The following is a 24,039-nucleotide window of genomic DNA, read 5'->3' on the forward strand; positions in this document are numbered from 1 at the left end:
AACTCAAACGTTGTTCAGCTTGGCCAAGGACGTGTATGAATGCCTCGATAACTGGCGGTGAAAATCGTGAAAATGTTTTTACGACAACACTGGCACGCCTACGCGCGAATCCAAAAATTCCATTGCTGATTGCTGCGGCTGCGGCCGTCGCTATTATTGTCGCGCTGATGTTATGGGCTAAAAGCCCGGATTATCGCGTCCTTTATAGCAACCTGAATGATCGTGACGGTGGTGATATCGTTACGCAACTGACACAACTGAATATCCCTTACCGCTTCGCTGATAATGGTGGCGCGTTGTTGATCCCGGCAGATAAGGTGCATGAAACCCGTCTGCGTCTGGCACAACAAGGCTTACCGAAAGGTGGTGCGGTAGGTTTTGAACTGCTGGACCAGGAAAAATTTGGCATCAGCCAGTTCAGTGAACAAGTTAACTATCAACGGGCATTGGAAGGTGAGCTGTCCAGAACTATCAGCACCCTTGGGCCAGTGATGAATGTCCGTGTTCATTTGGCAATGCCGAAACCCTCACTTTTTGTCCGCGAACAAAAATCCCCAACCGCATCTGTAACACTCGCGTTGCAACCAGGCCGCGCCCTTGATGACGGGCAAATTAACGCCATTGTGTACATGGTTTCCAGCAGTGTGGCCGGTTTACCACCGGGTAACGTGACTGTCGTTGACCAGACCGGCCGTTTGTTGACGCAATCAGACAGTGCGGGTCGTGATTTAAACGCCGCACAACTCAAATTTACTAACGAAGTTGAAAACCGCTTCCAACGCCGTATTGAAACCATACTCGCCCCGATGGTTGGTAACGGTAATGTGCATGCGCAGGTCACGGCACAAGTTGATTTTGCCAGCCGTGAACAGACCGATGAAGAGTACAAGCCTAACCAGGCTGCCGATAAAGGCGCGGTCCGCTCACAGCAAGTTAGTACCAGTGAACAACTGGGGGGAACCAATGTCGGCGGTGTACCGGGAGCATTATCCAATCAGCCATCTGCCACACCGGTCGCACCCATTGAAACCCCACAAGCGACGCCTGCTGCTGGTGCTGCTGGTGCCACAGCGAACAATGCCAACGCGGCGAATCGCCCGGCCACCACCACCGCCGCTAAATCGACAGCGACATCAAGCAATAGCCGCCATGACCAAACCACTAACTTTGAAGTTGACCGCACAATCCGCCATACCCAGCAACAAGCTGGCATGGTGCAGCGCCTCTCTGTTGCCGTTGTCGTTAATTACGGCAGTGATAAGGCGGGCAAGCCAGTTGCGCTGACGAAAGATCAATTGGCGCAAGTGGAATCCCTGACGCGCGAAGCGATGGGCTTCTCGACTGATCGTGGCGATACATTAAATGTGGTGAATACGCCATTTAGCGCCACTGACGATGCTAGCGGTAACACACTGCCATTCTGGCAGCAGCAGTCGTTCTTTGATCAGATGTTAAACGCTGGCCGTTATCTGCTTATCTTGCTGGTGGCTTGGATCTTATGGCGCAAATTAGTGCGCCCTATGATGGCCAAGAAACAAGTTGCTGATAAAGCTGCGGCATCAATCAATAACATTGTCCAGACTGCGGTAGCGTCTGAAAATGCGAAACAGAGTAAAGAAGAGCTGGCCTTGCGTAAGAAAAATCAGCAGCGGGTGAGTGCTGAAGTTCAGGCCCAGCGTATACGCGAACTTGCGGATAAAGACCCACGTGTTGTTGCGCTGGTTATCCGTCAATGGATGAGTAATGACCAATGAGCCTGACCGGAACTGAAAAAAGCGCCATCATGCTGATGACTCTGGGTGAAGACCACGCCGCCGAGGTGTTTAAACACCTCTCCTCGCGCGAAGTGCAGCAACTCAGTACCACCATGGCCAGTATGCGTCAGGTTTCTCACCAGCAACTGATTGATGTATTGGCTGAATTTGAAGACGATGCTGAACAATATGCCGCACTGAGCGTGAACGCCAGTGATTACCTGCGCAGTGTGCTGATAAAAGCCTTGGGGGAAGAGCGCGCATCCAGCTTGTTGGAAGATATTCTGGAGTCACGCGAAACGACCAGCGGGATGGAAACCCTCAACTTTATGGAACCGCAGATGGCGGCCGACCTGATCCGCGACGAACATCCGCAGATTATCGCCACCATCCTGGTCCACCTGAAACGCGCTCAGGCCGCCGATATTCTGGCGCTGTTCGACGAGCGCCTGCGCAACGATGTGATGTTACGTATCGCCACCTTTGGTGGTGTCCAGCCAGCCGCCTTGGCTGAATTGACTGAAGTATTGAACAACCTGCTCGATGGCCAGAACCTCAAACGCAGCAAAATGGGCGGGATCCGCACAGCGGCCGAGATTATCAACCTGATGAAAACACAGCAGGAAGAGACGGTCATGGACGCGGTGCGCGAATACGACGGCGAATTGGCTCAAAAAATTATCGACGAAATGTTCCTGTTCGAGAATTTGGTCAGTGTCGACGACCGCAGCATTCAGCGTTTACTGCAAGAGATCGACAACGAATCACTATTGATCGCTCTGAAAGGCGCCGACCAAGCATTGCGCGAACGTTTCCTCAGCAACATGTCATTGCGTGCAGCAGAAATCTTGCGTGACGATCTGGCAACCCGTGGGCCGGTACGTATGTCACTGGTGGAAAACGAACAGAAAGCCATCTTGCTTATCGTCCGTCGTCTGGCGGAAAGCGGCGAGGTAGTCATTGGCGGTGGCGAGGATATCTATGTCTGACAGGATAAATGCCCTGCCCTGGCAACCTTGGTCACTCAACGACTTTGCCAGTACATCAGATACCACGCCGGCAGCGGCAGCGCCGGATCTCAGTATGCTGTTTACTGATGAACCGGATACGGGTAGCGATAGCGAATCAACCACGGTTAATGAGCAACAAACATTAGCCAATCTGCAACTCGAAGCTGAGAAACTGGGCCGCCAACAAGGATTCGCCAAAGGGTTACAAGAAGGGTTGGATAAAGGCTACCAGACAGGTCTGGAGGAAGGTCATCAGCAAGCACTGGCCGATGCTCAAAAGCAATTGGACCCGATGACCGCCCACTGGCAACTGATGGTAAACGACTTCCAAAGTACCCTCGATGCACTCGACAGCGTGATTGCCTCACGGTTGATGCAAATGGCCTTGGCCGCCGCCAAACAAATTCTGGGCCAACCCGCAATCTGCGATGGCACAGCGTTATTGGCCCAAATACAGCAACTGATCCAGCAGGAACCCATGTTTACCGGTAAGCCACAATTACGGGTTAATCCTAATGATCTGGCTGTCGTCGAGCAACGCTTAGGCAGCACCTTAAGCCTGCATGGCTGGCGCTTGCTGGGTGATAGTCAAATTCATCCGGGTGGCTGCAAAGTCAGTGCTGAAGAGGGTGATCTGGATGCCAGCTTGGCTACCCGCTGGCATGAGTTATGCCGCCTGGCTGCGCCGGGAGAATTATGATGACCGCGCGCCTTGGCCGTTGGCTCGCCTCTTTAGATAAATTCGAAGAGCGCATCAGTCAGTCAACCACTATCCGCCGCTACGGACGGTTGACTCGCGCCACCGGTTTAGTCCTGGAAGCCACAGGGTTACAACTGCCATTGGGCGCAACTTGCCTGATTGAACGCCACGATAACGGCACAGTGCAGGAAGTTGAAAGTGAAGTGGTCGGTTTTAACGGCCAACGCCTGTTTCTGATGCCGCTGGAAGAAGTCGAAGGCATTGTGCCAGGAGCCAGAGTTTATGCTCGCGTGACCACTGGCGGTGCTTCAGCCAGTAAACAACTGCCGCTCGGCCCGGAACTTTTAGGCAGGGTATTAGATGGCAGTGCCAAACCCCTTGATGGCCTACCCGCACCTGAAACCAGTTATCGCGCCCCATTGATCACCCCGCCGATTAACCCGCTGCAACGTACCGCGATTGAGCAGGTTCTGGATGTGGGGGTGAGAACGATTAATGCCCTACTCACCGTGGGTCGAGGGCAGCGTATGGGCCTGTTCGCCGGTTCGGGGGTGGGTAAAAGTGTGCTACTTGGCATGATGGCGCGCTATACCCAAGCAGATGTGATTGTGGTGGGTCTGATTGGTGAACGTGGCCGTGAAGTAAAAGACTTTATCGAGAATATTTTGGGGCCGGAAGGCCGTGCCCGTTCGGTAGTAATAGCTGCCCCTGCCGACGTGTCGCCATTACTGCGTATGCAAGGTGCTGCTTATGCAACTCGCATTGCAGAGGATTTCCGTGACCGTGGCCAGCACGTATTGCTGATTATGGATTCCCTGACCCGCTATGCCATGGCGCAACGTGAAATTGCACTGGCTATCGGCGAACCACCGGCAACGAAAGGTTATCCGCCCTCCGTATTTGCCAAATTACCGGCGCTGGTGGAACGTGCGGGTAATGGTGTCACCGGAGGTGGCTCGATTACTGCATTTTATACCGTATTAACCGAAGGTGATGACCAGCAAGACCCGATTGCCGACTCAGCACGCGCCATTCTCGATGGGCATGTGGTGTTATCACGCCGTTTGGCTGAATCCGGCCATTATCCGGCCATTGATATTGAAGCATCGATCAGCCGTGCCATGACATCGCTGATCGATGAGAACCATTACAGTCAAGTTCGCCAGTTTAAACAGCTCCTTGCCAGTTATCAGCGTAACCGTGATTTGGTCAGTGTGGGTGCCTATGCCGCCGGTAGTGATCCGCTACTGGATAAGGCCATCGTCCTTTACCCGCAAATGGAAATCTTCTTACAGCAAGGCATGTTTGAACGCAGCAGTTACGAAGATGCATGTCAGCATTTGAAGAGTTTATTTCCGGGTTGATAGCCAGTGACTCAAACCACAGCCCCTGTCGCCTATCCACAGAAATTGGCGTTGCAGGTAAGCGGTAAGTGGATAAAGCCAAATTAAACAGTTAAGTGATTTTGGTAAGTGAACGTAGCCAACAACCCTGCAGCATCAAGTACGAAGGGTATAAGGAATACGATGAAAAGTCAGTCACCTCTCATCACCCTGCGCGATCTGGCCCAAAAGGCCGTCGAACAGGCAAGTACGCAACTGGGTCAGGTTCGCCTGTCATATCAGAATGCTGAGCAGCAACTCACGATGTTGCTAACTTATCAGGATGAATACCGGGTGCGGTTGAATGACACGCTAAGTAACGGGATGGCCTCTTCCAGTTGGCAAAACTATCAGCAATTTATTCAAACTCTGGAACAAGCCATTGACCAACATCGCCATCAATTGGCTCAGTGGAATGTCAAAGTTGAACAGGCAGTTAAGCATTGGCAAGAAAAGCAGCAACGGTTAAATGCATTTGAAACCTTGAATGAGCGGGCTGAAACTACCCTGCGTCTGCAAGAAAGCCGTTTGGATCAAAAATTGATGGATGAGTTCGCACAGCGCGCCTCACAAAGGAGTCTTAATTCATGAATCTGTCCCTATTGCCTGCCACTGCAACTGCCAGTGAAACTGAGGGCGCATCATCCTCTTCATCGATTGCTGCGTTATTTACTGATGCTGGGCTGCCGGCTGATTTTGCCAAATTATTGGGCGACCAACTGGGTAAAGAGCTGACTGCCCTGGATGCCTCGACATTGAAATCATCGCTGGCGGCGACCACTGATATCACTGCCGATGTAGACGGTGGAAAATCAATCGGCGGTAACAGTAAATTGAATCAGTTATTGGCCGCCTTAGGTGATATCAGTGCCACACTGCCAGCCGGCCTGACCCATGCAGGGCAGACTGGGGAAGCCAATAATGTGAAGAAAACCACGTTAGATGATAACGGCAAACTGGATAAAACGACTGAGCAAGTCGACGTCAGTGCGTTACAGTCGTTATTAGCCATGTTACCTCACCAAGTTGCCACCACGCTGGGCACCGCCAGCAACGGGCAAAAACCGTTGCTAACCGACAGCAATGGCCTGACAAGTGGCAAAACCAGTACTAAGCAGGACTTAGCCACGCTGACCAGTCTAACCTCACAAGATAAAGGTCTGGCGGCATTGATCGGCAGCACTGTCGGCAATGCGAAAAGCGACAATGCCACCAACAACGCACTGCTACCGGCCACCCCCGGTAAGGCTAAAACCACCACAGCCCAAGATAAATTAGTGCGCCTAACAGCAGCACAGGATGCAGATAGCAACCTCAGTGCGAAAGCCGTTCCTGTAGCAGTACAGGCTGACAAAACTATTGCCACAGCCGCTGTGGATAAAATAGCAGTGAGTTCAGCCACCGTGACACCATCACTCCCCCCGGTTTCCAGCCCTGTTCTGCCAGCGGCAGCCAGTGGCCCGGTTAGCGTGCCAGTCAGTGGTCATTTAAGCGCTCAGTTGGGTAGCCAAGAATGGCAGCAATCACTGGGGCAACAAGTGGTGATGTTTAGCCGTAACGGCCAGCAAAATGCCGAACTGCGGCTACATCCACAAGAATTAGGCGCATTGCAAATCAGCCTGAAAATGGAAGATAACCAGGCCCAATTGCACTTTGCTTCAGCACACAGCCAGGTTCGGGCCGCCATTGAAGCGGCGATGCCAAGTTTACGCTCGGCATTGGCTGAAAGTGGTATCCAGTTGGGCCAAAGCAGCGTCGGCAGTGAAGGACAGTGGCAGCAGGCGCAACAGCAGAGCCAACAAAACCAGCAAGGTTTCGCCTCACGCGGCCAACCTGCATACGGTAGCACCGCATCCACTGATGCCCCGACCAGCACACCGTTGGTGACACCAGCGGCCTTGCAGTCATTGGCTAATGGCAATGGTGGTGTTGATATTTTCGCCTAAAGTTGCTGTTAGTTTCAGCAAAAGGTGACAAACGGACAAGTTAGGCCGTTTTTCCCCATCTATTCTGCCTATTGGCATTATGGATACGCGGGATAATCATCAGTAATAATTCGGATAGCGTGGGCTTATTTGTCGGTGGTCAGCGGTTTGTTTGTGCTACCCACCAATGATATACCCCAGGTTATTGTCGTGATTCACCGGTTTGATACCGAAACAGGAATTTGTCTTCTCCATGTCTGATAATAACTTCCCGGCCAAGCGTAAGAGTTCGATCTGGGTGATCCTGCTAGTGCTGATTGCTGTGGCAGCATCTGCAGGTGGCGGTTATAGCTGGTGGGTACTCCATAAGAGTAAACCTACCACTGCGAAAGCCGTTCCGGTTATTCCGGTGTTTATGCCGCTTGAGACCTTTACGGTCAATCTGATCACGCCAGATAACAATCTGGACCGTGTGCTTTATATCGGATTAACGTTAAGACTGCCTGACGATGCCACCCGTGCAAAACTCAACGACTATCTGCCGGAAGTTCGTAGCCGCTTGCTGTTGCTACTGTCTCGTCAGTCCGCCGATAGCTTGTCGAATGAAGAAGGCAAACAACGTTTAGTGGGTGAAATTAAAAACGTACTTAGCCCGCCAATGGTTAAAGGCCAACCTAATCAGGTAGTCAGCGATGTGCTGTTTACCGCATTTATATTGCGATAATCATTATGGGCGATAGCATTCTTTCACAAGCAGAGATTGACGCACTGTTAAACGGTGACAGCGGTGGCGATGAGCCAGTTGCGGTTACCGGTAATGAAACAGACGTTAAACCTTACGATCCGACGACCCAGCGACGTGTGGTGCGTGAACGCCTGCAAGCGCTGGAGATCATCAATGAACGTTTTGCCCGTCAGTTCCGCATGGGGCTGTTTAACCTATTACGCCGCAGCCCTGATATCACTGTCGGCCCGATCAAAATTCAGCCATATCACGATTTTGCCCGTAATCTGCCAGTACCAACCAATCTCAACCTGATTCATCTCAAACCGCTACGTGGTACCGCGCTATTCGTTTTTGCCCCGAGTCTGGTTTTTATTGCGGTTGATAACTTATTTGGTGGTGATGGTCGTTTCCCAACCAAAGTAGAAGGTCGCGAGTTTACTCACACCGAACAACGTGTGATTAACCGCATGTTACGGCTGGCGCTGGATGCCTATCGTGATGCCTGGGCACCTATCTATAAAATTGATGTGGAATATGTCCGTTCTGAAATACAGGTGAAATTCACCAATATCACCACCTCCCCCAACGATATCGTGGTCACCACCCCTTTCCATGTGGAGATCGGGGCGCTGAGTGGTGAGTTTAATATCTGTATTCCCTTCGCCATGATTGAGCCGTTGCGTGAGCTGCTAACCAATCCACCGTTGGAAAATTCCCGTCAGGAAGATAGCCATTGGCGTGAGACGCTGGTGAAGCAAGTGCAACACTCCGAGCTGGAGCTGGTGGCTAATTTTGTCGATATCCCGCTGAGACTGTCGCAGATACTCAAGCTGCAACCGGGGGATGTATTACCCATAGATAAACCGGATCGACTGATTGCGCATGTCGACGGCGTACCGGTACTGACCAGTCAGTACGGGACATTAAACGGGCAATATGCCCTACGTGTTGAACATTTGATTAACCCTATTTTGAATGCTCTGAATGAGGAACAGCCCAATGAGTGACCCTAAGCTTCCGTCTGACGATGGAAAGGAATCCGTGGACGATCTGTGGGCTGATGCGTTTAATGAGCAGCAGGCAGCGGATAAACCAACGGCCACCACCGAGGGCGTATTTAAATCACTGGAAGCACCGGATGCGATGGGTAACCTACAGGATATCGATTTAATTCTGGATATCCCGGTAAAGCTGACCGTTGAGTTAGGCCGCACCAAAATGACTATCAAAGAGTTACTGCGCTTGTCTCAAGGCTCGGTGGTCTCCCTTGATGGCCTGGCCGGTGAGCCATTGGATATTTTGATTAACGGCTATCTAATTGCGCAGGGTGAAGTCGTGGTGGTCGCTGATAAATACGGCGTACGTATCACTGACATCATTACCCCGTCAGAACGTATGCGCCGTCTGAGCCGCTAATGACCGTAGCGCAAGTTGATACTGCCACGTCCACGGTTACAGCACCCGTTGTTACGACACAGGTGACTGCGCCAGCGGATGCTGCCATTGCGGTGGTGACACACGCCCCTACAGCCGATGTCGCAGTGCCCACCCCGCAAACCCCCGTTACTGGCTTTGCGGCCAGCCACCCCGGTACTACGGCGCAGCAGGCAGCACCCGCCATGCCCGCAGGATCGGTGTTAACTCAGGTTGGCAGCGTGCTAGGGGGTATTTTACTGCTGATTTTATGTGGTGCCTGGCTGGTGCGGCGTTTAGGTTTTGCCCCACAGGCCCGTAACAACAAATTATTGAATGTGAAGGCCAGTTGTCAGGTAGGTCAGCGCGAACGGGTGGTCATTGTTGAAGTCGACAATACCTGGTTAGTGTTAGGCGTAACCGCACAACAGGTAACACAACTCCACACTCTGACACGCCCTGTGGTTGATGAAGCCACCGCGGCTTCGTCGTCCGACAATGTGAAACCGGCCGATTTTCGCCAGCTACTGAACAACCATTTGTTTAACAAAAAATTGAAACATCCGGGAAAATCGGCATGATGTCTCTTCGCCCCGTGGCTGCCTCAGCAAATATCGTAGCAATCGCTACGCACAACACTGATTTTAATTATCAGTTGCTGCTTCGTCGTTTTCTGAAGGTACTCACCAATAAAACCACCCTGCTACTATTGAGCTTACTCTGCTCTCCGGCGGTATTTGCTCAACTGCCGGGCATCATCAGCCAACCCTTGGCTAATGGTGGACAGAGTTGGTCTTTACCGGTGCAAACGCTGGTTTTTATCACCACGCTGAGTTTCTTGCCCGCCGCCTTACTGATGATGACCAGCTTTACCCGTATCATTATTGTACTCGGGTTGCTGCGCAACGCATTGGGCACCCCCTCGGCACCACCCAATCAGGTGATGTTGGGCCTGGCGCTGTTTCTGACTTTCTTTATTATGTCGCCGGTATTTGACAAGGTGTATCAGGATGCTTATCTGCCTTTCAGTCAGGACAAGATAAGCATGGAAGTGGCAATAGATAAAGGCGCGCAACCCTTGCGTGAATTTATGTTGCGCCAAACCCGCGAATCGGATCTTGCCCTGTACGCACGGTTGGCAAATCTGCCACCATTGGAAGGCCCGGAAGTGGTCCCGATGCGGATACTGCTACCCGCTTATGTCACCAGTGAGCTAAAAACGGCCTTTCAAATCGGTTTTACCGTATTTATTCCGTTCCTGATTATCGATCTGGTGGTAGCCAGCGTACTGATGGCCCTGGGGATGATGATGGTCCCCCCCGCCAGTATCTCACTGCCCTTCAAACTGATGCTATTTGTCTTGGTTGATGGTTGGCAGCTACTACTGGGTTCCCTGGCACAGAGTTTTTATAGCTAAGGTAGGCTCATCATGACTCCTGAATCGGTAATGGCCCTCGGCGTTGAGGCAATGAAAATTGCGCTTGCACTAGCCGCCCCCTTGCTATTAGCCGCCCTGATAAGTGGCCTGATTGTTAGTCTGTTGCAGGCAGCAACGCAGATTAACGAAATGACATTGTCATTCATTCCAAAAATACTGGCGGTGTTCACCACTATGGTGATTGCAGGCCCATGGATGCTAAATCTGATACTGGATTATATGCGTAATTTATTCACCAGCCTGCCCACGTTGATTGGCTAACGGTGCTTTCCCTCGATACCACTCAACTTAGCGTCTGGGTCAGCCAGTACTTCTGGCCGTTAATTCGTGTGCTGGCGCTAATCACCACCGCGCCAGTGTTAAGCGAAAAGCAGATCAACCGTAAAGTCAAAGTTGGTTTAGCGTTATTAATTACCTTTCTGATTGCCCCTTCGCTGCCCCCGGTCAACATTCCTTTAGTCTCAACCGGTGCTGTCTGGGTCGCCGCCCAGCAGGTGTTAATTGGCGTCGCTATTGGCTTGACCATGCAGTTTGCTTTTGCCGCTATCCGGCTGGCTGGTGAAGTAATTGGTTTACAGATGGGGCTATCGTTCGCCACCTTCTTTGACCCGTCAGGTGGGCCGAACATGCCAGTTTTAGCCCGGTTACTTAACTTGCTCGCCCTGCTGTTATTCCTCACTTTTGATGGCCATTTATGGCTAATCTCATTGTTGGCCGACAGTTTTCATACCTTACCCATTCAGTTCGAACCGCTCAATGGTAATGGTTTTCTGGCCTTGACTCAGGCTGGCTCATTAATCTTTATGAATGGGTTGATGCTGGCATTACCGCTGATCACGCTGTTGTTAACCCTGAATATGGCGTTAGGTATGCTTAACCGCATGACCCCACAGCTTTCGGTGTTCGTTATCGGTTTTCCACTGACCTTGACCGTCGGGATCATCTCAATCGGGCTGATAATGCCATTGCTGCCCCCCTTTGCAGAGCACCTGTTCGGTGAGGTATTTGACCGGTTAGCAGGCGTATTGAGCGGAATGGCGAGCTAAGTTTTCCAGCTTGGGACGGGAGTGATAGCAACGACTTGAGTGATAGAACAAAGTTGACTGGTAACAAAAAAAAAGGTATGTCACCCCAAACCTTAGTGGAAGAAGATGACATACCAAAAAGTGCACCCGGTTTAAGTACACTTAATAGGGGACCTGTGGGGTAAGCCCACAGGCAGAAGACGGATTACTTATTAAGCTGGAACAGGGACAAACCCTGCATATTGGTAAATGTGGTATAAGAGGCCTGTAGTGCTGCCTGTTGCATCACATAGGAAGAGATAGCAGCAGTCCAATCCACATCCTGCAAATCACTCAAACGCTGTTTATTAATCAAACTACGATCACTGCCCAAACTATCCAGGTTGTCTAACTCTTGCAGTTGGGTACCGATTTCGGCTTGAACCGACAACACATTATTCAATGAGTTGGACATCCCACGGATACCTTTATCCATATCGGCAGTGGCTTGATCTTTAACCGCATCAGTCGCCCCTTGTAACGGGACTTTCAGCGACTTGAGTACGGTATCAATGGTATTGAAAATATTGCTTTCTGACGCAACCGGGTTACCACCGGCATCATTAGGTTCGGGTTTCGCATTACTGGTCAATGCCATAAAGACACTGGAGCCGGTGTGCCCAACAGTAATCGAGCGGTTAGCATCGACTTTCTGTTCAATGGCGACATTGCCCCCCTGATAAGTCACATCACCGGTCGCACTGACCGCAAAGGGCGGTTTGTCACTTTTAAAGCCAGCAAAGATGTAACGGCCGTTGCCATCCGTGGTGTTGGCCTGGTTGACCAGTTGGTCTTTCAAACCCTGTAACTGAGTCGCATAAGAGGCACGGTCATCGTCACTCAATATGTCGCTTTTGGCACTGATCACTAATGTCTGAATTGACTGAATAGTGCTGGTAGCCTGCGCCAGAACCGTGGTTTCCAGCGATGAACTCTGGCGAGCAAAACTACGCGCCAAGGTATATTGGCTATTTTCCGATTGAGCTTGTGACACCATCACCGCTTGAGATGCTGCCATCGGGTCATCGGAGGGGTTAACGACTCGCTTGCCGGAAGAGAGTTGTTGGCCCGACTGCATCCACAGTGACTGGGCGTTAGTCACGCCCTGCATATTTTGCTGATACAGCATGCTGGTACTTAAGCGCATGATGCCAGTTCCTTTTAGTAATCGTTCAGCCCGCAACCCTATCGCAACAATCAATCTGTCTAAACAGTGATGCTAACTAACCGCTAGATAAGATAAGTAGCGGCAGGTACTCTCTGCCGCTGACAAAAAATTAACCGCGCAGGCTCAGCAACGCATTAAACAGCGTCGAAGCCGTCTGAATGACCTGGGCATTCGCCAAATAATATTGCTGGAAACGCTGTAAATCGCCGTACTCTTCATCCAGGTTCACACCGGAAATAGACTGCTGCTCGGCGGTCAATTGTTTGACGATATTGGCTTGTGCTGTGCTGTTGGTTTTCGCGGTGCTGGTTTGGTTACCCACATTACTGACTAAACCGGCATAAGCACCAGACAGAGTGGCTTTACCATCAACCAGTTTTTTGGTTTGCAGACTTAACAATGCCTGTGCATTAACGTTGTCACTCGCGCCACCATCAGCGGTACCGGCAGCCGCAATTTTACTTGAGTCAGTAATCTCGACCTGTAAATTAGCGGCCACACTAGAGACCGTTTTGACGATAAACTTATCTCTGGCTTGCGCGCCGGTAGTGCCGTTATCAACACTGACGGCGACACCATCAAAGCTCAACCCCGTAGTGTTACCGCTGCCGTCTTTCACTGGGTTAGCGGGCACTTTGGTGTTATCCGACAGGCGCGTGACCTGCCAGTCAGTTCCATCAAACTCTACGCTATAATCACTGGCTTTGACTTTTGAAGTATCGGTATAAGACACAGTCAAGCTGGCATCACCCTGATTTCTTGCGTTTTTTAGTACATTAGGTTGTGCAAAGCTGAAGAAATCTGTACCGGGATCACCACTGGTATCAAACCCGGCTTTATGCTGAGTATTGAAGCTATCCGCCATGACTAATGCTAATTGGCCCAGTTGGTTACGAGCACTGTCGAGTGCTTCACTGCGGAATTTCAGCGTCCCGCCCAAGGTGCCAGTCGTTAGGCGGCTTTCGTCCACTTCAAGCACGTCACCACTGCCATATTTATAGCCAATGGTTAATCGAGTGGCATCACTACTGGAAGGTATTGCTTGAACTTTATAAGAGTCCGGCCCTTGCACCAATGGCAAACCGTTGGCAAAAGAAACGTTGTAAGCATCGCCATCTTGCTGGGTCACTGTTACGCCAACAATCTGGTTCAATTCGGTGACCAGTTGGTCACGCTGATCGAGTAACGCATTTGGCTCACTGCCACTGCTGCCGCGCAAACGAGTAATTTGATCGTTTAACTTGGCAATTTGGTCAGCATAGTTATTTATTTGCGTAACGCTTTCGGTGATCTTCTGGTTTACGCCGGTATCCATATCACGCAGATATTTATCCGCGTTCTGGAACTGATTAACCAACCCTTCAGCCTTGCCCAATACCGTTTTACGTGCCGCATCATCACCGGAGTTACTCACCAAATTTTGTAAGTTACTGAAAAAATCCTGCATGGTGCTGGAGAGGTTATTGGACGAATTAGAGAGCAAATTATCGATTTGCGAAATTTGCTGATAATAGGTGGTTAACCCGCTGCTCTGGGTTTGTGAAGAACGTAATTGGTTGGTAATAAAGGAGTTATATTCACGGTTAACACCGGTTACCGCAACGCCATTACCAATAAAACCGGCGGGACTTAGGGTTCCACCGTTTTGTGCAAAAATAGTATTCTGGCGATTATAACCAGCCACTTGGAAATTGGTGATGTTATTACTGACGGTGCTCAGGGCATATTGCGCTGCGCTCAGACCACTCATCGCAGTATTCATTAAACTGTTGGACATGAAGAAATCCTTTTACCACAGACGACGAGCATCGCAGCGCCTGCATTAATTAATATTGGGATACTGCCTGAGGAGACCTTAGCCTCCGCACAGCCTGTGATTATTATCGGCTCGACTTTGGAAAACTTGAGTCAAAATATGGGTGTAAATCTCGATCCTCACCAATCCAATAGGCGTATTGTCGCGGACAGTTTGGGTGCGCCAGCGCACAGGCAACGGTGCGTACACCATGACTTGGTAAATTATGGCTACGTGACGGCACCAAGCACTGTCCAATCCCAAAAATGACAAATAAAATAGCCTATTTAGAACAACTGGCTTAGGTCACTGCTATAAGCTTTCACTGCTTGTTCGCCAGTATTTTTCATTTGCTGGATCACACTGACTAATTTTTGCGCATACTGCGGATCGGTGGCGTAACCGGCTTGTTGCAGCGCATGTGCCCCCTGCTCAGGGCTGCGTGCTGCGGCAACGTTGGCATAGCGCGGGTTTTGCGTCAGTAATTTGACATAATCAGTGACAGCCTCGACATAGGAGCCATATACCCGGAAGCGAGCTTTGGTTTTCTTCGCCACACCTTGCTCATATTCGGTAGTAGTAATCTCACTGACTGGGCCATCCCAGTTACTGCCCGCTTTGATGCCAAACACGTTGTAACTGGTTTTGCCATCTGCCGTCGGAATTTCGCGCTGACCCCAACCTGATTCCAATGCTGCCTGAGCCACAATAAGCTGATGGGGAATACCACTTTGCTGACTGGCAATTTGTGCTGGAATAGACATCCGCGCCACGAAATTACCGGTACCTTGTGGCAATGGCGCTGAATTGTTGGTGGGCGGTGTTGGCATGGCGCGACGCACCATTTGTGCCAATGCCTGTGCCGGTAATGTTTGCAGGACTTCATTATCCAGCATCATTGGCACCGTCCCTGCCGTTTCACTTGGCGAGGTAGAACCTGAAAGCTGCTCCACCATCATATCGGCCAGCCCCAACCCCTTGGCCGACATTTGCTGCGCGACTTGTTGATCATACATAGAGGTATAAAGCCGGGTCTGATCACTGTTCATCACGCCATCTTGCGGTAAGGCAGAACGCATGCTTTTCAGCATCATCTGCACAAACATCCCCTCTACCTGCTGGGCAACCTGCCGCAAGTTGCCTTGTGGATCTCTGGCCGCATCACGCTTTAAGGTATTCAGTGATTGGGCGTCATAGGCCGCCCCAGACATTGCCATCAGATCACTCATCAGATAATTTCCAATTTAGCCCGCAAGCAGCCAGCGCTTTGCATTGCCTGCAAAATAGACATCAAATCGATTGGAGTTGCCCCCAGCGAGTTCAGAGCACGAACCACATTATTCAGATTTGGGCTGGCATTTACGCGTTGCAATACCCCACCTTGCTGCTGAACGGAGATCTGAGTATTCGGGGTGACTACGGTCTGCCCGCCGCCCAACGGGGTATCCGGCTGGCTGACGGTATTTTGTTTATCAATCACCACCGATAGGTTCCCTTGCGCTACGGCACAAGAATCCAGCATCACATTGCGGTTCATCACTACCGAACCGGTACGAGAGTTGATAATCACCTTGGCATCACCCGCATCGACATTCACCGGGATATTCTGAATATCTGCCAGGAAACGCACCTGCGAGCTGTTGCCACGCGGAACCAAAACCTGAATGGTGCGAGCATCAATCGCTGTCGCAGAACCAAAACCGCGCTGGCGGTTAATGGCATCACTGACCTGCTGTGCCATGGTGAAATCTTCGGTATTCAATTGAAGATTAATCACACCATCGGTACCAAAGGTAGTGGGCAACTCACGTTCGATAGTGGCCCCATTGCTGATACGCCCGCCGGTCAGTTGGTTAACCTGTACACTACTGCCACCCGATGACGCACCCGCGCCGCCCACCAGTACGTTACCTTGCGCCAGAGCATAAACTTGATTATCCACCCCTTTCAACGGAGTCATCAGTAGGGTACCGCCACGAATACTTTTGGCATTACCCATTGAAGAAACCACAATATCAATGGTTTGCCCGGCACGGGAGAATGCCGGTAACTTGGCCGTGACCATCACCGCAGCCACGTTTTTGAGCTGCATATTGGTACCTGGCGGTACGGTAATGCCCAACTGTGACAACATGTTACTCAGACTTTGCGTGGTAAACGGTGTTTGCATAGTCTGGTCACCAGAACCATCCAGGCCGACCACCAGGCCATAACCGATTAATGCGTTATCACGCACTCCCTGAACGGTCACCAAATCGCGGATACGCTCTGCCGTTGCAGGTAAGGACACCAGCGTGAGCAGCGCAATAAGCTGTATAACAAATAGAGTGACAAGTGACTGTTTACGCATCGACGGCCTCTTAGTACGGTGAGATATTAAGGAAGAACCGCTGCAACCAGCCCATGGTCTGCGCTTCATTGATATAACCATTACCCACATACTCGATGCGCGCATCTGCAACCTGCGTTGAGGTCACGGTGTTGCTGCCGCTGATGGTGCGTGGGTTTACTACCCCAGAGAAGCGGATAAATTCGGTCCCCTGGTTGATTGCAATCTGTTTTTCACCGACCACATGCAGGTTGCCGTTAGCCAGCACACGATCGACGGTAACGGTGATCGTGCCACTGAAGGTGTTGTTGGCATTCGCCCCCCCCTTACCGCCAAAGGTATTATCACCCGAGATATCCATATCAGCCCGCGCATTACCCAATAATCCTTCCAGATAACGCGGCGAAGTTGCCACACCAAATTTGCTTGCACCATTGCGGCTGGCATTGGCAGAGGAGCTTTTGCTGGCGCTGACATTTTCCTGCAAAGTAATCGTGAGTGTGTCACCGACATTACGCGGGCGACGGTCTTCGAACAAAGGCTGATAACCATAGTTCATCGGCTGAGCCGCCTGGAAAATAGAGCCATTTGGCAACGGCGCACTGGCCGGTGCCGGCTGTGCCGAGGTGGTGCCATCTACCAGTGATTTATGCGGAATATACGCGCAGCCATTGAGTAGCATCGCCGTCAACGGCATACAAACCCATTTCAATCCACCTGATGTGCGCAGCGGCTTTTTGTCCATCTCTGATTATCAGTCCTGTAACCGGTAAGAGGCCACACAGTCGGCCTCAGATACTCATTATTCTGTTGCAGTCAGGGGGCTAAATTGCCCCCTGAAAGCGGATTTACAGTTGGGTCAGTTTTTGCAACATCTGGTCTGAAGTTGAAACCGCTTTACTGTTGATTTCATAGGCCCGTTGCGTCTGGATCATATTGACTAGCTCTTCCGCCACATTGACGTTAGAGGTCTCAACATACCCCTGATACAGCAAGCCACCGCCGTTCAGACCTGGCGTGGTTTCGTTTGGTGCACCAGAACTGGCGGTTTCCTGATACAGGTTTTCGCCAATACTTTCCAGGCCACTGTTATTGATAAATGTGGTCAGGGTCAGTTGCCCAACTTGCTGCGTGGCGGTTTGCCCCTGCAAGGTGACACTGACTATCCCATCGCGCCCCACCGTCATGCTCAAGGCATTGGCCGGAATGGTAATCGCCGGTTGAACCTGAAAACCGCCGGATGTCACCAACTGGCCGTTTTGGTCCACCTGAAAAGACCCGTCGCGAGTATAAGCATTAGTGCCATCAGGCATTTGCACCTGAAAGAACCCTTCCCCTTTGATGGCAATATCTTTGGTATTGTCAGTCTTGGACAAGTTGCCCTGGCTGTGCAAACGCTCAGTCGCTACCGGGCGAACACCGGTACCAATCTGTAAACCAGAAGGTAGGGTCGTCTGCTCGGAGGATTGTGCCCCCGGCTGGCGCATAGTCTGGTAAAGCAAATCTTCAAATACCGCCCGTTGGCGTTTAAAGCCATTGGTGCTGACGTTCGCCAGGTTGTTGGCGATAACATCCATATTGGTCTGCTGTGCATCCAAACCGGTTTTGGCAATCCATAATGATCGGATCATCAGTTTATTCCTCTGCGCCTGCGCGCTTAGCCCATTGCTAACAACTGATTAGCACGCTGTTCGTTTTCATCCACACTGTGGATGACTTTCATCTGCATTTCGAAACTGCGGGCATTGGCAATCATGTCTGTCATGGCTTCAACCGCTTTCACGTTGCTGCCCTCCAGTACGCCCGGCATAATTTTAATCAACGGGTCATTGGCCAACTGAGCACCACGCGCCTGTTGTGTTGCCGGGGTGAGATGGAATAAACCGTCATCACCGTGCATCACTTCACCGGCATTGGCCCTAACGCGTTTGATTTGACCGAGTTGAGCAATCGTATTCGGTGAGTCACCCGCATTCAGCGCCGAAATAGTACCGTCGGCGGCAATGGTCACTGCGGCCTGCGGTGGCACTTCAATCGGGCCGTTATCCCCCATCAGTGGGTAGCCCTGCACGGTCATTTGACCGTTAGCCGCAACCTGAATATTCCCGTTACGGGTATAAGCCTCAGTGCCATCAGGCAGTTGCACTGCCAGATAGCCATCTTGCTGCAAAGCCACATCCAACGGGCGACCGCTATAGTTCATTGTCCCCTGGCTAATATCCACACCGGGGGTCGATGCCGTCACCATAGTGCGGGTTGCCATGCTCGGCCCGTCGATAGGTACGGCACGCATCGCTGACAACTGCGCACGGAAACCCGGCGTCGAGGCGTTAGCCAGATTGTTAGCCGTAACCGCTTGCTGCTCCAGCGACTGCCTGGCAGCCCCCATCGCGGTATATATTGCGTGATCCATGAGCTTATCCCGTCAGTTCGATTAACGCAGGTTAACCAGTGTTTGTAAGATTTGATCCTGGGTTTTGATGGTTTGCGCATTGGACTGATAGTTACGTTGCGCCACGATCATATTCACCAGTTCTTTACTCAAATCCACGTTAGAAGACTCCAACGCGCCACTGGTCAGGGTGCCGAAACCGCCGCCGCCTGCAGTACCGAGGATCGGGTTACCGGAAGACTTGGTTTCTTTCCAGACGTTATCGCCCTCAGGAGACAAACCTTCAGGGTTAGAGAAGTTAACCAGCACAATTTGTCCGAGCAGTTGGGTCTGCTGGTTTGAATAGGTACCTACAACCGAGCCGTCGTTGTTGATCTGGAAGCCGGTGAACTCACCTGCGGCATAGCCCGTTTGGTTCTGTGTCACGATACCGTCAGTACCGGTATTTTGCTGCTTGCTGCCCGCCACATTCAGCGCGAAAGTTTGCGCCGGAGCACCGTTTACCACCGCCATAGGGACGGTCAAATTGAAATCGGTAGTACTGGCAGCACCCGCACCATTTTTCACGCTTTTCAGTGCGCCATTGGTATCAAATACCATCGTTCCGCGCAGAGAGGCGGCAGCGGGGTCAGCAGGGTCAAACGGTTTGGTCGCATCGGCCAGTGTCCCGCTGCTGTCCTTGGTATAGACATTCCAGCTATTACCATTTACTGCATCTTCAGCTGTTTTCACATAGTACACATTGATAACGTGGCGGTTACCCAAGCTATCGTAGGTGGTCATGTTATTCACAAAGCTGTAAGTGTCTGGTTTTTGCGGGTCAAAGGTTGCGGTAATAACATCATGGGTTGAGGTCAGGTTAGCGACCATGTTGCCTGAGGTGGTCGCTTTCGCGGCAATCATATCCTGAGGAATAGACAGGGGTACCGGGTTTGCCCCTTGCTGCACGGTAGGAGGAGTGCCAGTTGCCGGATAGCCGGTCAGGCTCAGCCCTTGCATGTTAACGATATTGCGGTTTTCATCGAGTTTGAACTGACCGTTACGGGCAAAGAACACACCGCCGCTGCTGTCTTGCATGCGGAAGAAACCACTCTGGCTGATAGCCAAATCCAAACGGCGGTTGGTGGTCGTTGGCGTACCATCGTTAAAGTCCTGAGTAATCCCGGCAACTTTAACCCCCATACCGGTCTGAGAGCCTGCGAACATATCGGCAAAAGAAACTGAGCCGGCTTTAAAACCTGATGTCGCCGAGTTGGCGATATTGTTACCGATCACATCCAGATTGCTGGATGCTGCGTTCAAACCGCTGACTGCTTGAGAAAAGCCCATTTTCTTCTCCGTTAGATTCGGGGTCCATTAAAGACCTTAAGCATTGATGGTATATCAATCGCTATCTTTAAAAATTAAAGTGAGTATTTTCAATATATTAACTCACCATGCATATATTTAATTACTGCTGCAAACTGAAAGCTGACCTATAAAATCTGACGGACTTTATCCAGGGTAATGGTCCCCGCCAGACCCAGATCCAGTTTGGAACCATCGTTGCCACGGGTCACACCATTAACAACGGCGTAGCTCAGTGGAGTGGCAACCAGTGACTCGTTACCACTGCTGGCGGTAATCGTCACGGTGTAAGCACCATCAGGCGCATTGCCGCCGGCATCCAGTGAACCATCCCAGGTAAAGGAGTGGACACCTGCTGACAAGCCACCAATCTCAATAGTTCGTACTGCCAGACCATCTTTGTTGCTGATTGTCGCCGTCACTTTGTCTGCGGAACGTTCTAACTCAACACCAAATGGCGTGGTGGTGACGGTGCCATCTTTGCTGCCTGCCAACACCGTAGTGCCGGGGATCATCACGCCGTGACCAATCAGGCTACTGGCTTGCAGTGACTGACTGCTATCAATCTGTCCAGAAATGGAACCTAGTGTGGTATTCAACTTTTCAATGCCACTCACGGTGTTGATTTGCGCCAACTGCGTTGTCAACTCGTTGTTTTGCATTGGGTTAGTCGGGTCCTGGTTCTTTAACTGGGCAACCAGCAACGTCAGGAAACTGTTCTGCAAATCCTGACTGGTGCTACCGCTACCGGAGGTGGAATTAGCCCCGGTTGCGTTGGTAATACCGTAATCGCTCTCAGTCAGAGAATTGGTAATGGCCATATATGCAAGCTCCTGTTATTGACCTAGTGTCAGCGTCTTGAGCATTAGAGATTTAGTGGTATTAAGCACTTCAACGTTGGCTTGATAGCTACGCGAGGCCGAAATGGTGTTAATCATTTCCCCTGTCACATCAACGTTAGGCATGCGGACATAGCCCTTGGCATCGGCCAGTGGGTTACCCGGCTGATACACCAAGCGATCCGGTGCGGGGTCGTCAACGATTTGGGATACACGTACACCACCGGTTTCCTGCCCTGGTTGAGCCGCTACCTGAAACACCACTTGCTTGGCACGATAAGGCTGACCATCCGGGCCGGTAACGCTATCGGCGTTGGCCATGTTACTGGCGCTGACGTTCAACCGCTGCGATTGGGCTGATAATGCCGAACCGGCAATATCAAAAATATTCAGTAAAGACATGCGTCTTATCCTTGTTGTAACACTGACATCATCCCTTTGATTTGGCCGCCAAGAACGGTCAGATCGGTCTGATATTTCAGGCTGTTATCGGCAAAATTAGTACGCTCACGATCCATATCGACCGTGTTACCGTCCATCGCTGGCTGATCTGGCACGCGGAATAAGAGGTCAAGGTCAGGCGGTTGAACCGTACTTGCCGGGATATGACGGGCTGACGTTAAACTGAGCGACACCCCTGTACCATTGGCACGCCCTTGCTCCATCACTTTTTTCAGTTGGCTGGAGAAATCGATATCACGCGCCTGAAAGCCAGGTGTATCCGCATTTGCAATATTGGACGACAGGATCTCCTGCCGTTGCGCGCGTAAATTAAGCGCCTCTTGTTGAAAACGCAGAGCACCGTCCAGTTTGTCGAGCATAGTCCCCCCGCAAGGTTAGAATTTGGAGTCGACAGCATAAACGCCGTATAGGAAAGCCTATCGCCAGAATAAGAGCAAAATGCGTCGCTATTTGTCCCCTTAACCTTATCGAGGTACGGGTACACTAGATGCAAAAGGGGTTCGCCCTTGTATTACCTGGTTGCACAGGCGGAGAGGAAATTGATGGCAATGAAAAAAAATGACGTCATAAAGTTGGCGTGGGGGGTGCTGTTGCTGAGTCAGACCGCCACTCATCCAGCAATGGCGGCAGATTTATCAACGCAGGTAAATCAATTCTTCCAACAGCAATATCCTGATAAAGAGAGTCAGGTTAAGGTGGTTATCAAAACGCCACAGAGTCAATGGCCACAATGTGAATTGCCAGACATCACCCTGCCTGCCAATGCCCGCCCGTGGGGCAATATCAGTTTGTCCGTGCGCTGCGAAGGGGTACGGCGGTTTATTCAGACACAAGTGCAGGTCAGTGGGCATTACGCGGTAGCTGGCCGCCAACTGGCTGTTGGCGAGAAGATTGCCGCATCTGATATCCAGATGAAACAAGGCCGGTTGGATACCCTCCCCCCAGGGGCTTTACTGGAACCTCATTTTGCCCAGGGCGCGGTGAGTTTGCGGCGTATCAATGCCGGTCAGCCTCTGACGCGCAATATGTTACGGCGATTGTGGGTCATTAAAGCAGGGCAAGAAGTGCAAGTCTTAGCGCAGGGAGAAGGGTTTAATGTTAACAGTAATGGTAAAGCGATGAACAACGCCGCCATACAAGATAACGTTCGGGTGCGCATGGCATCAGGCCAAATCGTCAGTGGTACCGTAGGCGAAGATGGCACAATACGGATTATGCTATAGTGATTAAAGTTTTTTTAACCTTTGCCGATAACTCTGATATGCAGTTATCTGCGGGTGAAACATCGGCTATCCCGCCCTTCTTTTGTTAAAAGATAAAAGTCTCGCGGGTCGATAAACGTCAATCCCGCTATCAAGGGAGCAACACAACATGAGTATTGATCGCACTCAGCCGTTATTACCGGTAACACAAGTGCAGCCACGGGAAGCCAGTGACATTGCGCAACAGATGCGTAAGTCTTCTACCCAGACAAAAGCGCAGGTAAGTGGCACTGAGGTTAAATTGAGTGATGCGCAGGCAAAACTGATGCAACCGGGCAGTCAGGACATCAATGTAGAACGTGTAGAAACGTTAAAACAGGCAATCCGCTCAGGTCAACTGACGATGGACACCGGTAAAATTGCCGATGCCTTGCTCAAGAATGTCGCAGATGATCTGAAAAATAACTAAACGTAGCAATAATCGTTAACCCTAGAACAATCGTTAACCGTAAAAGGATACGTGGTGGTGGAAAGATTACAGACCAACCTGGACCAGCAACTGGAACTTCTCGCGTCACTGACGACTGTTGTAGCGCAAGAGCAGCAATTACTCTGCTCCGGTCGGATTCAAGGTGTCGTCTTGCAAGGTGTGACTGAACAAAAAAGTTCAATACTGGCTACGTTGGCTTATCTGGATCAAACCCGGCTCACCACTGAAATTGCGGCCAATCTCCAGGCGCCTTATGACGAGGTTCAAGAATTGGCGATGCGTTGGCAACGTATCTTGCAGTTGGCTGAGAACCTTCAGTACAGCAATTTGCACAATGGATTACTGTTACAACAGCATATTGAGCATAATACTCAGGCGCTGGCAGTATTGAATACCCGCCACGGGCAGTCACTGTATGGGCCTGATGGTCATTCTAAAGGTGCCAGTCTACTGGGGCGCAAGATCGGGATTTAAGATCCCATGTCTACGGATATAACCCGTCGCACAGCCGAGGCTTATATCCGTATGGTTTTCCCATGTCCATTCAGCCGTAATTCCAATGCTTATTACCTACTCAAAAAATGGGTTTTCCTGCTTTTCTC

27 protein-coding genes are annotated in these 24,039 nt (G+C 51.0%); 16 read left to right on the top strand and 11 right to left on the bottom strand.

Going from position 1 to position 24,039, the window contains the following annotated elements; all coding sequences use genetic code 11:
• Positions 1-35 precede the first annotated feature (35 nt).
• The 13 genes from fliF (at position 36) to fliR (ending at position 11,395) form a co-directional block, all read left to right on the top strand.
• Positions 36-1,754 (top strand): flagellar basal-body MS-ring/collar protein FliF, encoded by a 1,719-nt coding sequence (gene fliF / locus A6J67_RS16830; protein WP_005189372.1) that lies wholly within the window; start codon positions 36-38, stop codon positions 1,752-1,754.
• On the top strand, positions 1,751-2,743 hold the full coding sequence (gene fliG / locus A6J67_RS16835; protein WP_032907159.1) for a flagellar motor switch protein FliG: 993 nt from the start codon (positions 1,751-1,753) through the stop codon (positions 2,741-2,743). The genes fliF and fliG overlap by 4 nt, the downstream gene beginning before the upstream one ends.
• The gene (gene fliH / locus A6J67_RS16840) at positions 2,736-3,464 is read left to right on the top strand and encodes a flagellar assembly protein FliH (protein WP_032907157.1); all 729 of its coding nucleotides are present in this window, start codon (positions 2,736-2,738) and stop codon (positions 3,462-3,464) included. Before fliG ends, fliH begins: the two co-directional genes overlap by 8 nt.
• Positions 3,464-4,828, top strand: coding sequence for a flagellar protein export ATPase FliI (gene fliI / locus A6J67_RS16845; protein ID WP_080608299.1), 1,365 nt, complete (start codon positions 3,464-3,466; stop codon positions 4,826-4,828). The genes fliH and fliI overlap by 1 nt, the downstream gene beginning before the upstream one ends.
• 162 nt (positions 4,829-4,990) lie before the next feature.
• Positions 4,991-5,437, top strand: coding sequence for a flagellar export protein FliJ (fliJ, locus tag A6J67_RS16850; protein ID WP_005189365.1), 447 nt, complete (start codon positions 4,991-4,993; stop codon positions 5,435-5,437).
• Positions 5,434-6,792 (top strand): flagellar hook-length control protein FliK, encoded by a 1,359-nt coding sequence (locus A6J67_RS16855; RefSeq protein ID WP_050072825.1) that lies wholly within the window; start codon positions 5,434-5,436, stop codon positions 6,790-6,792. Before fliJ ends, A6J67_RS16855 begins: the two co-directional genes overlap by 4 nt.
• Positions 6,793-7,024: 232 nt before the next feature.
• Entirely contained in the window at positions 7,025-7,495 is a 471-nt protein-coding gene (gene fliL, locus A6J67_RS16860; RefSeq protein WP_005189362.1) for a flagellar basal body-associated protein FliL, read from the top strand.
• A gap of 5 nt (positions 7,496-7,500) precedes the next feature.
• Positions 7,501-8,505, top strand: a complete 1,005-nt coding sequence (fliM, locus tag A6J67_RS16865) for a flagellar motor switch protein FliM (protein ID WP_005189361.1) — start codon at positions 7,501-7,503, stop codon at positions 8,503-8,505.
• Positions 8,498-8,914, top strand: a complete 417-nt coding sequence (gene fliN / locus A6J67_RS16870) for a flagellar motor switch protein FliN (protein ID WP_032907154.1) — start codon at positions 8,498-8,500, stop codon at positions 8,912-8,914. Before fliM ends, fliN begins: the two co-directional genes overlap by 8 nt.
• Complete coding sequence (gene fliO, locus A6J67_RS16875; RefSeq protein ID WP_005189360.1) at positions 8,914-9,492, top strand: flagellar biosynthetic protein FliO; 579 nt, start codon at positions 8,914-8,916, stop codon at positions 9,490-9,492. Before fliN ends, fliO begins: the two co-directional genes overlap by 1 nt.
• Positions 9,489-10,328, top strand: coding sequence for a flagellar type III secretion system pore protein FliP (gene fliP, locus A6J67_RS16880; RefSeq protein WP_226967851.1), 840 nt, complete (start codon positions 9,489-9,491; stop codon positions 10,326-10,328). The genes fliO and fliP overlap by 4 nt, the downstream gene beginning before the upstream one ends.
• Positions 10,329-10,340: 12 nt before the next feature.
• A complete protein-coding gene (gene fliQ / locus A6J67_RS16885; protein ID WP_004700941.1) occupies positions 10,341-10,610 on the top strand; it encodes a flagellar biosynthesis protein FliQ in 270 nt (89 codons plus the stop codon).
• A 2-nt stretch (positions 10,611-10,612) separates the two neighbouring features.
• Complete coding sequence (gene fliR / locus A6J67_RS16890; protein ID WP_005189358.1) at positions 10,613-11,395, top strand: flagellar biosynthetic protein FliR; 783 nt, start codon at positions 10,613-10,615, stop codon at positions 11,393-11,395.
• 184 nt (positions 11,396-11,579) lie between these two features.
• Here fliR and flgL read toward each other — a convergent pair whose 3' ends face one another.
• The 11 genes from flgL to flgB all read right to left on the bottom strand — a co-directional run bounded on the left by flgL (position 11,580) and on the right by flgB (position 22,104).
• On the bottom strand, positions 11,580-12,560 hold the full coding sequence (flgL, locus tag A6J67_RS16895; protein WP_050089625.1) for a flagellar hook-associated protein FlgL: 981 nt from the start codon (positions 12,558-12,560) through the stop codon (positions 11,580-11,582).
• A 130-nt stretch (positions 12,561-12,690) separates the two neighbouring features.
• Positions 12,691-14,358 (bottom strand): flagellar hook-associated protein FlgK, encoded by a 1,668-nt coding sequence (flgK, locus tag A6J67_RS16900; protein ID WP_042569589.1) that lies wholly within the window; start codon positions 14,356-14,358, stop codon positions 12,691-12,693.
• Positions 14,359-14,663: 305 nt separating this feature from the next.
• Entirely contained in the window at positions 14,664-15,605 is a 942-nt protein-coding gene (gene flgJ, locus A6J67_RS16905) for a flagellar assembly peptidoglycan hydrolase FlgJ (protein WP_032907151.1), read from the bottom strand.
• Positions 15,605-16,726 (bottom strand): flagellar basal body P-ring protein FlgI, encoded by a 1,122-nt coding sequence (locus tag A6J67_RS16910; protein WP_005189350.1) that lies wholly within the window; start codon positions 16,724-16,726, stop codon positions 15,605-15,607. Before A6J67_RS16910 ends, flgJ begins: the two co-directional genes overlap by 1 nt.
• Before the next feature lie 10 nt (positions 16,727-16,736).
• The gene (flgH, locus tag A6J67_RS16915; RefSeq protein ID WP_005189346.1) at positions 16,737-17,450 is read right to left on the bottom strand and encodes a flagellar basal body L-ring protein FlgH; all 714 of its coding nucleotides are present in this window, start codon (positions 17,448-17,450) and stop codon (positions 16,737-16,739) included.
• Between the two features lie 103 nt (positions 17,451-17,553).
• Entirely contained in the window at positions 17,554-18,336 is a 783-nt protein-coding gene (gene flgG, locus A6J67_RS16920) for a flagellar basal-body rod protein FlgG (RefSeq protein ID WP_005189344.1), read from the bottom strand.
• A 26-nt stretch (positions 18,337-18,362) separates the two neighbouring features.
• Positions 18,363-19,118 (bottom strand): flagellar basal body rod protein FlgF, encoded by a 756-nt coding sequence (locus A6J67_RS16925; protein ID WP_005189342.1) that lies wholly within the window; start codon positions 19,116-19,118, stop codon positions 18,363-18,365.
• A gap of 21 nt (positions 19,119-19,139) precedes the next feature.
• A complete protein-coding gene (gene flgE, locus A6J67_RS16930) occupies positions 19,140-20,426 on the bottom strand; it encodes a flagellar hook protein FlgE (RefSeq protein ID WP_042569588.1) in 1,287 nt (428 codons plus the stop codon).
• Between the two features lie 146 nt (positions 20,427-20,572).
• Positions 20,573-21,265: a flagellar hook assembly protein FlgD gene (flgD, locus tag A6J67_RS16935; protein ID WP_050297574.1), complete on the bottom strand. Its 693-nt coding sequence runs from the start codon at positions 21,263-21,265 to the stop codon at positions 20,573-20,575.
• Positions 21,266-21,280: 15 nt separating this feature from the next.
• Positions 21,281-21,685: a flagellar basal body rod protein FlgC gene (gene flgC, locus A6J67_RS16940; protein ID WP_005189321.1), complete on the bottom strand. Its 405-nt coding sequence runs from the start codon at positions 21,683-21,685 to the stop codon at positions 21,281-21,283.
• A gap of 5 nt (positions 21,686-21,690) precedes the next feature.
• Positions 21,691-22,104: a flagellar basal body rod protein FlgB gene (flgB, locus tag A6J67_RS16945; protein ID WP_005189319.1), complete on the bottom strand. Its 414-nt coding sequence runs from the start codon at positions 22,102-22,104 to the stop codon at positions 21,691-21,693.
• A gap of 183 nt (positions 22,105-22,287) precedes the next feature.
• Between flgB and flgA the strand changes: the two genes are divergently transcribed.
• From flgA to A6J67_RS16960, 3 genes are all read left to right on the top strand, one after another.
• On the top strand, positions 22,288-22,968 hold the full coding sequence (gene flgA, locus A6J67_RS16950) for a flagellar basal body P-ring formation chaperone FlgA (RefSeq protein ID WP_005189317.1): 681 nt from the start codon (positions 22,288-22,290) through the stop codon (positions 22,966-22,968).
• 148 nt (positions 22,969-23,116) lie between these two features.
• Positions 23,117-23,416 (top strand): flagellar biosynthesis anti-sigma factor FlgM, encoded by a 300-nt coding sequence (gene flgM / locus A6J67_RS16955; protein ID WP_050084357.1) that lies wholly within the window; start codon positions 23,117-23,119, stop codon positions 23,414-23,416.
• 54 nt (positions 23,417-23,470) lie between these two features.
• Positions 23,471-23,911 (top strand): flagella synthesis protein FlgN, encoded by a 441-nt coding sequence (locus A6J67_RS16960; protein WP_050072830.1) that lies wholly within the window; start codon positions 23,471-23,473, stop codon positions 23,909-23,911.
• The last annotated feature ends 128 nt before the right edge of the window (positions 23,912-24,039 follow it).

Source organism: Yersinia sp. FDAARGOS_228 (genome assembly GCF_002073315.2).
Lineage (GTDB): Bacteria > Pseudomonadota > Gammaproteobacteria > Enterobacterales > Enterobacteriaceae > Yersinia > Yersinia intermedia.

What these genes read in the sequence shown, in the direction of transcription:
- fliF (WP_005189372.1), top strand. Translation starts at nt 36, where the DNA reads ATGAATGCCTCGATAACTGGCGGTGAAAATCGTGAAAATGTTTTTACG.
- fliG (WP_032907159.1), top strand. Translation starts at nt 1,751, where the DNA reads ATGAGCCTGACCGGAACTGAAAAAAGCGCCATCATGCTGATGACTCTG.
- fliH (WP_032907157.1), top strand. Translation starts at nt 2,736, where the DNA reads ATGTCTGACAGGATAAATGCCCTGCCCTGGCAACCTTGGTCACTCAAC.
- fliI (WP_080608299.1), top strand. Translation starts at nt 3,464, where the DNA reads ATGACCGCGCGCCTTGGCCGTTGGCTCGCCTCTTTAGATAAATTCGAA.
- fliJ (WP_005189365.1), top strand. Translation starts at nt 4,991, where the DNA reads ATGAAAAGTCAGTCACCTCTCATCACCCTGCGCGATCTGGCCCAAAAG.
- A6J67_RS16855 (WP_050072825.1), top strand. Translation starts at nt 5,434, where the DNA reads ATGAATCTGTCCCTATTGCCTGCCACTGCAACTGCCAGTGAAACTGAG.
- fliL (WP_005189362.1), top strand. Translation starts at nt 7,025, where the DNA reads ATGTCTGATAATAACTTCCCGGCCAAGCGTAAGAGTTCGATCTGGGTG.
- fliM (WP_005189361.1), top strand. Translation starts at nt 7,501, where the DNA reads ATGGGCGATAGCATTCTTTCACAAGCAGAGATTGACGCACTGTTAAAC.
- fliN (WP_032907154.1), top strand. Translation starts at nt 8,498, where the DNA reads ATGAGTGACCCTAAGCTTCCGTCTGACGATGGAAAGGAATCCGTGGAC.
- fliO (WP_005189360.1), top strand. Translation starts at nt 8,914, where the DNA reads ATGACCGTAGCGCAAGTTGATACTGCCACGTCCACGGTTACAGCACCC.
- fliP (WP_226967851.1), top strand. Translation starts at nt 9,489, where the DNA reads ATGATGTCTCTTCGCCCCGTGGCTGCCTCAGCAAATATCGTAGCAATC.
- fliQ (WP_004700941.1), top strand. Translation starts at nt 10,341, where the DNA reads ATGACTCCTGAATCGGTAATGGCCCTCGGCGTTGAGGCAATGAAAATT.
- flgL (WP_050089625.1), bottom strand. Translation starts at nt 12,560, where the DNA reads ATGCGCTTAAGTACCAGCATGCTGTATCAGCAAAATATGCAGGGCGTG.
- flgK (WP_042569589.1), bottom strand. Translation starts at nt 14,358, where the DNA reads ATGTCCAACAGTTTAATGAATACTGCGATGAGTGGTCTGAGCGCAGCG.
- flgJ (WP_032907151.1), bottom strand. Translation starts at nt 15,605, where the DNA reads ATGAGTGATCTGATGGCAATGTCTGGGGCGGCCTATGACGCCCAATCA.
- A6J67_RS16910 (WP_005189350.1), bottom strand. Translation starts at nt 16,726, where the DNA reads ATGCGTAAACAGTCACTTGTCACTCTATTTGTTATACAGCTTATTGCG.
- flgH (WP_005189346.1), bottom strand. Translation starts at nt 17,450, where the DNA reads ATGGACAAAAAGCCGCTGCGCACATCAGGTGGATTGAAATGGGTTTGT.
- flgG (WP_005189344.1), bottom strand. Translation starts at nt 18,336, where the DNA reads ATGATCCGATCATTATGGATTGCCAAAACCGGTTTGGATGCACAGCAG.
- A6J67_RS16925 (WP_005189342.1), bottom strand. Translation starts at nt 19,118, where the DNA reads ATGGATCACGCAATATATACCGCGATGGGGGCTGCCAGGCAGTCGCTG.
- flgE (WP_042569588.1), bottom strand. Translation starts at nt 20,426, where the DNA reads ATGGGCTTTTCTCAAGCAGTCAGCGGTTTGAACGCAGCATCCAGCAAT.
- flgD (WP_050297574.1), bottom strand. Translation starts at nt 21,265, where the DNA reads ATGGCCATTACCAATTCTCTGACTGAGAGCGATTACGGTATTACCAAC.
- flgC (WP_005189321.1), bottom strand. Translation starts at nt 21,685, where the DNA reads ATGTCTTTACTGAATATTTTTGATATTGCCGGTTCGGCATTATCAGCC.
- flgB (WP_005189319.1), bottom strand. Translation starts at nt 22,104, where the DNA reads ATGCTCGACAAACTGGACGGTGCTCTGCGTTTTCAACAAGAGGCGCTT.
- flgA (WP_005189317.1), top strand. Translation starts at nt 22,288, where the DNA reads ATGGCAATGAAAAAAAATGACGTCATAAAGTTGGCGTGGGGGGTGCTG.
- flgM (WP_050084357.1), top strand. Translation starts at nt 23,117, where the DNA reads ATGAGTATTGATCGCACTCAGCCGTTATTACCGGTAACACAAGTGCAG.